Source organism: Rhizobium sp. FKY42 (assembly GCF_005222835.1).
Classification (GTDB): Bacteria; Pseudomonadota; Alphaproteobacteria; order Rhizobiales; family Rhizobiaceae; genus Neorhizobium.
Map to the genome: position 1 here is coordinate 1 of NZ_STGA01000030.1, position 7,414 is coordinate 7,414.

At 58.4% G+C, this 7,414-nt stretch carries 8 protein-coding genes; 2 read left to right on the forward strand and 6 right to left on the reverse strand.

Annotated features, from left to right (window positions below; genetic code table 11):
- Window positions 1-70 precede the first annotated feature (70 nt).
- The 4 genes from E8M78_RS15715 to E8M78_RS15730 all read right to left on the reverse strand — a co-directional run bounded on the left by E8M78_RS15715 (window position 71) and on the right by E8M78_RS15730 (window position 4,298).
- Window positions 71-1,588 carry a tripartite tricarboxylate transporter permease gene (locus E8M78_RS15715; RefSeq protein WP_137135962.1) on the reverse strand — a complete coding sequence of 506 codons (1,518 nt, stop codon included), beginning with the start codon at window positions 1,586-1,588 and terminating at the stop codon, window positions 71-73.
- 10 nt (window positions 1,589-1,598) lie between these two features.
- On the reverse strand, window positions 1,599-2,090 hold the full coding sequence (locus tag E8M78_RS15720) for a tripartite tricarboxylate transporter TctB family protein (protein WP_137135963.1): 492 nt from the start codon (window positions 2,088-2,090) through the stop codon (window positions 1,599-1,601).
- A complete protein-coding gene (locus E8M78_RS15725) occupies window positions 2,087-3,031 on the reverse strand; it encodes a tripartite tricarboxylate transporter substrate binding protein (protein WP_137135964.1) in 945 nt (314 codons plus the stop codon). Before E8M78_RS15725 ends, E8M78_RS15720 begins: the two co-directional genes overlap by 4 nt.
- Window positions 3,032-3,245: 214 nt before the next feature.
- Window positions 3,246-4,298 (reverse strand): ABC transporter substrate-binding protein, encoded by a 1,053-nt coding sequence (locus tag E8M78_RS15730; RefSeq protein WP_246658353.1) that lies wholly within the window; start codon window positions 4,296-4,298, stop codon window positions 3,246-3,248.
- A 142-nt stretch (window positions 4,299-4,440) separates the two neighbouring features.
- Between E8M78_RS15730 and E8M78_RS15735 the strand changes: the two genes are divergently transcribed.
- Window positions 4,441-5,118, forward strand: coding sequence for a response regulator transcription factor (locus E8M78_RS15735; protein WP_137135968.1), 678 nt, complete (start codon window positions 4,441-4,443; stop codon window positions 5,116-5,118).
- Window positions 5,115-6,497 (forward strand): sensor histidine kinase, encoded by a 1,383-nt coding sequence (locus tag E8M78_RS15740; RefSeq protein ID WP_137135966.1) that lies wholly within the window; start codon window positions 5,115-5,117, stop codon window positions 6,495-6,497. Before E8M78_RS15735 ends, E8M78_RS15740 begins: the two co-directional genes overlap by 4 nt.
- Before the next feature lie 72 nt (window positions 6,498-6,569).
- On the opposite strand, the gene E8M78_RS23330 is transcribed toward E8M78_RS15740, so the two are convergent.
- Together E8M78_RS23330 and E8M78_RS15745 are read right to left on the reverse strand one after the other, a co-directional pair.
- On the reverse strand, window positions 6,570-6,728 hold the full coding sequence (locus E8M78_RS23330; protein WP_170973437.1) for a hypothetical protein: 159 nt from the start codon (window positions 6,726-6,728) through the stop codon (window positions 6,570-6,572).
- 199 nt (window positions 6,729-6,927) lie between these two features.
- Window positions 6,928-7,414, reverse strand: a 487-nt coding sequence (locus tag E8M78_RS15745; RefSeq protein WP_246658352.1) for a helix-turn-helix transcriptional regulator, incomplete at its 5' end; no start/stop codon positions are given.

Sequence of the window (7,414 nt, forward strand, 5' to 3'; positions counted from 1 at the left end):
CAAAACCGCTTCTAGCGGTTCAAGCGCAGCGTTTCAAACCTCCACCTCTGGTGGAGGTCATGACTTTGGATCAATCCTCGTTGGCAGCCATCTGCGAAAGCACTTCTCCACGGCCGCGTGCCCGCAGGATAAGAGGCACGATCAGCGCGAGTGCGGCGATGACAAGAAGTACGGCCGCAATCGGCGAGGTGAAGAGCACCGTGAAGTCACCCTGGCTGATGGCCAAAGCGCGCCGCAATTGCTGCTCTGCAAGAGGCCCAAGGATAAGGCCGACGACGACCGGCGCGATTGGATAGCCCAGAACGCGCATGATGTAGCCCATCACGCCGAACGCCAGCAACATGCCCAGTTCGAACACGGAAGGGTTTGCACCGATGGTTCCGAGCGTGGCAAACACCAGAATGCCTGCGTAGAGCCATGGCTTCGGGATCGTCAGCAAACGAACCCAGAGACCGATCAGCGGAAGGTTCAGCACCAGCAGCATGAAGTTGGCAATCAGCAGCGAAGCGATCAGGCCCCAGACCAGTTGCGGATTGGTGGCAAACAGCAGTGGACCCGGCTGAAGACCATATTGCTGGAAGCCCGCAAGCATGATTGCGGCAGTCGCGGTCGTCGGAAGTCCCAGCGTCAACAGGGGTACGAGCGTTCCCGCAGCAGATGCGTTGTTCGCAGCTTCGGGCCCTGCCACGCCTTCGATCGCCCCGTTGCCGAACTCTTCCGGGTGTTTCGTCAACCGCTTCTCAGTGGCGTAGGAAAGGAAAGTGCCGATCTCGGCGCCGCCCGCTGGCATTGCGCCGATAGGGAAGCCAATCGCTGTGCCGCGCAACCACGGCTTCCAGGAACGCGCCCAGTCACTGGCGCTCATCCAGATCGAGCCTTTGACAGCCTCGACCTTATCAGGCCCGAACGCCCCCTGCGCTGCGATGAAGAGCGTTTCACCGATGGCGAACATGGCAACCGCCAGCGTGGTGACTTCGACGCCGTCCAGCAAATCGGGGACACCGAAGGCGAGGCGGGTCTGTCCGGTCAACTGGTCGATACCGATCAACGACAGGGCAAGGCCGATGAAAAGCGAAGTGAGGCCACGCAGTGTGGAATCACCGAAGGCGGAAGAGACAGTAATGAACGCGAGCACCATGAGCGCAAAATATTCGCGAGGCCCGAAGACCAGTGCCAACTTAACGATATACGGAGCAATGAAGGCGAGACCAACGGTCGCGATAAGACCGGCAACAAAAGAGCCGATTGCCGCTGTCGCCAAGGCAGGTCCACCGCGCCCAGCCCGTGCCATCTTGTTGCCTTCAAGCGCTGTGACGATAGATGCGCTCTCTCCCGGCGTGTTGAGCAGGATCGACGTCGTCGAACCGCCATACATGCCCCCGTAATAGATCCCGGCGAACATGATAAGTGAGCCGGCTGGATCCAGCTGGTATGTGACAGGCAGCAAAAGGGCGACCGTCAATGCCGGACCGATGCCCGGAAGTACTCCGACAGCCGTGCCGAGCGTAACGCCAATCAAGGCATAGAGCAGGTTCATGGGTTGCATGGCAACCACGACGCCCTGCATGAGGAACTCAAAAGTGCTCATGGCAATACCTTTACTGGAAGAGGCGCTCGAGCGGACCGGCAGGCAGCGAAAGCTGCAGCAATCCGGCAAAGATCAGCCACACGACAAGACAGAGCACGATCCCGATCGGCAGTGAGATCCAGATCTTGCGCTTGCCGAAACCGGCAGCGGTCGCGGCAAAGAGGATGCCGGTCGCGATGGAGAAGCCGGCCGTGTTCAAGAGAAGCATCTGTGCGGCGAGGCCGCCGATCACCCATACGACCGGCTTGATCTCCTGCTTTTCACGCTCTGGAAAATCGCCCCTAAAGGCTGCAATTATGGTCCAGATGGCCAAAAGAACCAGACCGATAGCAATCCAGTGCGGAACCGTTGCGGGACCTACCGGAGAATAACCGGTCACTTCCCGCAGCCGTGCAGCATCGAAAAATATGACGCCAGCAATGGCAATAAGGATAACGGCGATAACAAGCGCCGCCCAATCGGGGCGGCGCTGTTCTGCCTTGATCAAAGGCTCTTGGCTCATTTCACCAGACCGATATCTTTCAGGATGCCTTCGGTGGCGGAGATGTCCTTGGCTAGCTGCGCTTCAAAAGCCGGGCCTGCAAGGAAGGTGTCCTGCCAGCCCTTTGTCTTCAGCGTTTCCTGCCAGGTCTTAGAGGTTGCCAGTTTCTGAACGTCGGCCGTTACCTTTGCCTTTTGCTCTGCGGAAAGGCCAGGAGCTGCAGCGACCATGCGCCAGTTCTGAACGGCAACATCCACACCGGCTTCCTTCAGCGTCGGAGCATCAACGCCGGGAATGCGCTTCTCACCGGATGTCGCCAGCAAGCGCAACGTACCGGACTTGACCTGGCTTTCGAATTCGCCGTAGCCAGAAATGCCGACGGTGACCTGCGAGCCGAGAATTGCGGCAAGCGCTTCGCCGCCGCCGGAAAACGCGATGTAGTTGATCTTGGTCGGATCAACACCAGACGCCTTGGCGATCAGGCCGGCAGCGATGTGGTCCACGCCGCCAGCAGAACCGCCGCCCCAGGAAACCTTGCCAGGATCTTTCTTGAGGGCTGCGACGAGATCGGCCATCGACTTAATCGGCGAGGATGCAGGAACGACGATTGCTTCGTCTTCGCCAGTCAGGCGTGCGATTGGGGTAACGTCCTTCAGGGTGACCGGTGATTTGTTGGTCAGGATTGCGCCGACCATGACGTAGCCGCCGACGATCAGGGCGTTGTCCTTGCCCTTTTGCTGGCTGGCGAACTGTGCGAGACCGATGGTGCCGCCGGCCCCTGGAACATTCATGACCTGTACGTTCTTGGAAATGCCTTCCTGCTGGAAAGCCGTCTGCAGTGAGCGTGCAGTCTGGTCCCAGCCGCCGCCAGGCGCTGCGGGAGCCATGATGGTGTAGTCAGCAGCATAGGCCGGAAGAGCAATGGAACCGGCAATCAGGGATGCGAGAAATACGTGTTTCAAGTGTTGTCCTCCGTTGGCGCACTAGCTGCGCATGTTCTGGCTGTGCCGGAAGGAGAACGGTTTGCGTCAATCGGCAGACCCTGATCGGATCGGCTCACTCCCCCCAGTCACATCGGGAGCGCCTCCACGATCCCGAATGCCACTAAGCCACCACATTATCCTGACATTTAACTGACGTTTAACAAATTCGCCTGATGCGGGAATTACAATTACTTTATTGCAATCTGAGAACATCGTTCCACTTCGCGATGAGTCGCGAACGCTTGACCTGATCCAGGTAGACCATGAGGCCGGGGCTGACCGGTACGGGCTTCAACTGACCTCCCAGCATTTCGCGCATCGTCGTTGCCGTATTTCCAACCGCAACGTCAGGATTGACGGCCGGGATCTGGAGTTCCTGAGTCAGGATGGTTTGGCCCTCCCGCGACATGAAGAAATCAAGAAACTTGCGGCCCAGTTCTGGCGTCGCTGCTGCCTGCGGAACAAGTCCGATGCGCGACATGACGACGGTGTAATCCTTGGGCAGGACGATACCGACATCAGGATGACGCGCCGCCCAATCGGCGGCGTAGGAGCCAAGAATATTATAGCCTAGCACGAAACGCCCGTCCGCCACCCGTTCCAGAATTGCCTGGCTCGTCGAATAGAGTTTCACACCCGCGGCGCCCATTGCCTTCACGACGGACCAGATATCATCAAACTGCTCTTGATCCCGAGACATGAAGAGGAAACCGACGCCGGATCGCTCAATGTCGTAGGTTGCGATGCGTCCGTGTACCGCATCTCCCTGACCTTGCAGGAATTGGATGAATTCGGCACGAGTTGAAGGCACTGTCAGGCTCCTGAAGCTCGGCTTGTGATAGACGAAGACGGCAGGCTCGAAGGTCAGCGCATAGGCGGTATCGCGCCAGTTCGCCCAGTTTGGCCACCGAAGACTCATCGGCAGATGGCTCGCCTGCGCATAGCCGTCATTGGCCAGTTTGACTTGCAGGTCCATGGCTGATGAAAAAGCGAAATCCGCCGTTTTCCGGCCAGAGTCCGTTTCCTGCACGATCCGGTCGTAGATGACTCCAGTCAGCATATCCTCATAGCGGACGGCAATGTCGGGATTTGCCTGCTGGAACTTCACGATCATCGGCTTGGCCAGTGGTTCGTCGAGCGAGGAATAGACCACCAGTTCCGGCGCGTTGGTCCGCCCGGAAATCGCGGGAAACAGCGTAACCTCCGCATGCGCGACCGGTGCGGAGAACATAAGTGCGACGAACATGGCAAGGCGTGAAGCTTTCATGCTGGCCATGATGCCGAACGCCATCGCCATCCACAAGCGGAAGCTGGTGAATTTGGCCCATCGCGGCGTGACAGGCGCTTGTTTCACCTCTATCCTACGGCTTGGCTGGAGGGATATTTCTTTGCGAATTCTGCTGGTTGAAGACAACGCGACGCTTTCGGAGGGTCTGGCGACAATCCTGCGCGGTAGCGGCTACACGGTCGATGTCGTGGGTGATGGTCTCTCGGCAGAATCGGCCGCAAGAGCGGAAGCTTTCGATCTCATCATTCTCGATCTGAACCTTCCGGAAATGGATGGGCTGGACGTTTTGCGCTCTCTTCGCTCGCATCAGAATCAGGCAGCCGTTATCATCGTGACGGCGCGTGGCGCGCCTGAGGAACGGGTGAGGGGGCTGGATCTCGGAGCAGACGATTATCTCACGAAGCCGTTCGATGTTTCCGAGCTTGAAGCGCGAATTCGCGTTCTGCTCAGGCGTCAGGCGGGTTTGCGCAGTTCGCGCGTAGAATTCGGGGCGCTGGCCTTCGACCTGACATCTCGCAGCTTCACGAGTGCTGGACGCCCGGTTGATATCCCGGCGCGTGAACTGGCTCTGCTGGAGCTTCTTTTCTTGCGGGCCGGGAAAGTGGTCAGCAAGGATGCCATCATCGGCTCGCTCTCTGGTTTCGATGATGACCTGTCCGCCAACGCGATCGAGCAGTATGTCAGCCGTCTGCGCAAACGGCTGCAAGCCTATGGGCTGACCGTGAAGACCGCCCGGGGCATAGGATATTACCTCGATCAGGCACAGATCGAGACATGAGGTCGGTTGCAAGGTCTATTAGCGGACGCCTGCTTGTCTGGCTACTAGCCGGGACGGCGGTGCTCGGCAGCATTGCTCTGGTCGATACCTGGAGGGAGGCGCAGCAAACGGCCAACGAAGTGTCGGACCGCGTTCTGGCGGGCTCCGCGCTAGCAATTGCCGAGCGGGTGGTCGTTGCCGAAGACGGCTCGCTGGAAGTGGATATTCCCTACGTTGCTTTGGAAATGCTGACATCCGCTGCGCAAGACCGTGTTTTCTATAGGGTAGATGGCCCCTCGGGCAGCTTCATCACCGGCTACCAGACCCTACCGACACTTTCCCAGAAGGAGGGGCAGGCTGCTGTCTTCGACAATTTGTTGTTCAGGGGTGATCCTATCAGGGTGGCTACCCTTGCCCGCTCTGCCTCCACGGGCATTTCTTCCGTTCCCTTCACTGTTACGGTTGCGGAAACGACGATTGCAAGGAGACAATTGGCACGCTCGATCCTACTGCATTCCGCCTTGCGCCTGATCCTGATGATGTCGGGAGCGGCTATCATCGTCTGGGTTGCGGTCTCTCTTGCCTTGCGACCGCTTAATCGTCTGGGAGAGGCCATCGCCCGGCGCAATCCCGAAGATCTTGAACCCATTCAGGAGACAGTCCCGTCAGAGGTGGAGGGTCTCGTGGAGACCATCAACTCCTTCATGATAAGGCTTCAGTCCTCGCTGGAGGCGCTCCGTCACTTCACCGGCAATGCCAGCCATCAGCTGCGAACACCGCTCGCTGTGGTGCGAACGCAACTCGCCTTGGCTGCCAGATCGAATGATCCGACCGCTTCAAGAGAGGCGATCGAACATGCAGACGCGGCAATCGCTCGTGTCGAACGCGTGCTCGCACAGTTACTCACCATGTCGCGGCTGGATGCTACCGCGTCTTCTATTGCAAAGCTCGAACAGGTCGATCTTGTTCATCTGGCCCGCGATGTGACGGGCGAATACGTGCCAGATGCAGCAGAAGCCGGAATTGATCTTGGCTTTGAGGGCGAGGGGGAGGCGCTCATTCGAGCAGAACCGCTGCTCATTGCCGAGCTTCTGAAGAACCTCATTTCGAACGCGCTGCTCTATGCCGGGCAGGGCGCCGAGGTCACGACGCGGGTGATACGGACTGAACGGTTCATTCGACTTGAGGTCGAAGATAACGGGCCGGGGATACCGCCAGACAAGGTCGAAACAGTCATGAGACGGTTCGACCGTGCAGACCGGGCTGACGATAGTGGCACGGGTTTGGGCCTTCCCATTGTCGAAGAAATAACCACCGTGCACGGCGGGTCGATTTCATTGTGCTCGGGAGTAAACCAACGTGGTCTGATCGTGAAAATCGATCTTCCTGCATCAGTGTGAGAGCTTAGAGTCAGTCAGACAAGGCGCCGGAAGCTTTGTCGCCGAACACTCAAATGCACGGCGATGGACCGTTTAGTGGAGGGTTTCGCGCCCGACATCTTCCTGCATCAGGCGTAGGGCGTCATCAAGCGCAGCAACAAGGATATCAGTCAGGCGATCACCGTCATTCTCTTCGAGATAGAGTGCGAGTGCTGCTTCCTGTGAGTCCATTTGCTGTTCCAAGTCGGTCATATCATTGCCCCTTTCTGCGCCAGGTTCATCCTAGCTGTGACATAAGGGTTATCACCTCATGCTTGCGTCTGGCTGGAATCCGCCCGGCCATCACGCCTATCTACACCGACAAAACGTCCCAATTTGGGTCACGGTTCCAGTCTGGGCCGGACCAAATCAAGATTCGGATTCGTTGGTGCGAGGAGGCGAGAGATAGCCGTTAACGACGAGCAGTCAACCGGCTTGACGGGAAAAAGAGATCGACTAACGGGGAAGGCTCCAACCCTTGCCAGCAGCACTCCAACGCGGAGGGCGAAATCTCGATGAGATCCTCCCAACGCGGCCCGACTCCACGTCCAGTCAGCAGCCAGTAGAGGGTCACTTGCAAGGTCTCGGCAATACGAACAAGCGTTTGCGGGGGTGGCTCGCTGCGATCGCGCTCCCAGTCAGACCAGACAGCTGGGCCGACATCCACTGTCCCGGCAGCTTCGATCAGAGAAAGGTCCAGCGCCTCACGGGCGAGCGAGATGCGACCGCCGATCGTGTCCTGTTCTCGCCCGTCACTCGCGATGCCGTCGCATCTCATTTTCCGCTCCGTTGGCTCCGCTGAGGCGCTGTCATGAAGACTTCCTGCCACGAAGTCATGACCTCCACCAGAGGTGGAGGTTTGAAACGCTGCGCTTGAACCGCTAGAAGCGGTTTTGCTA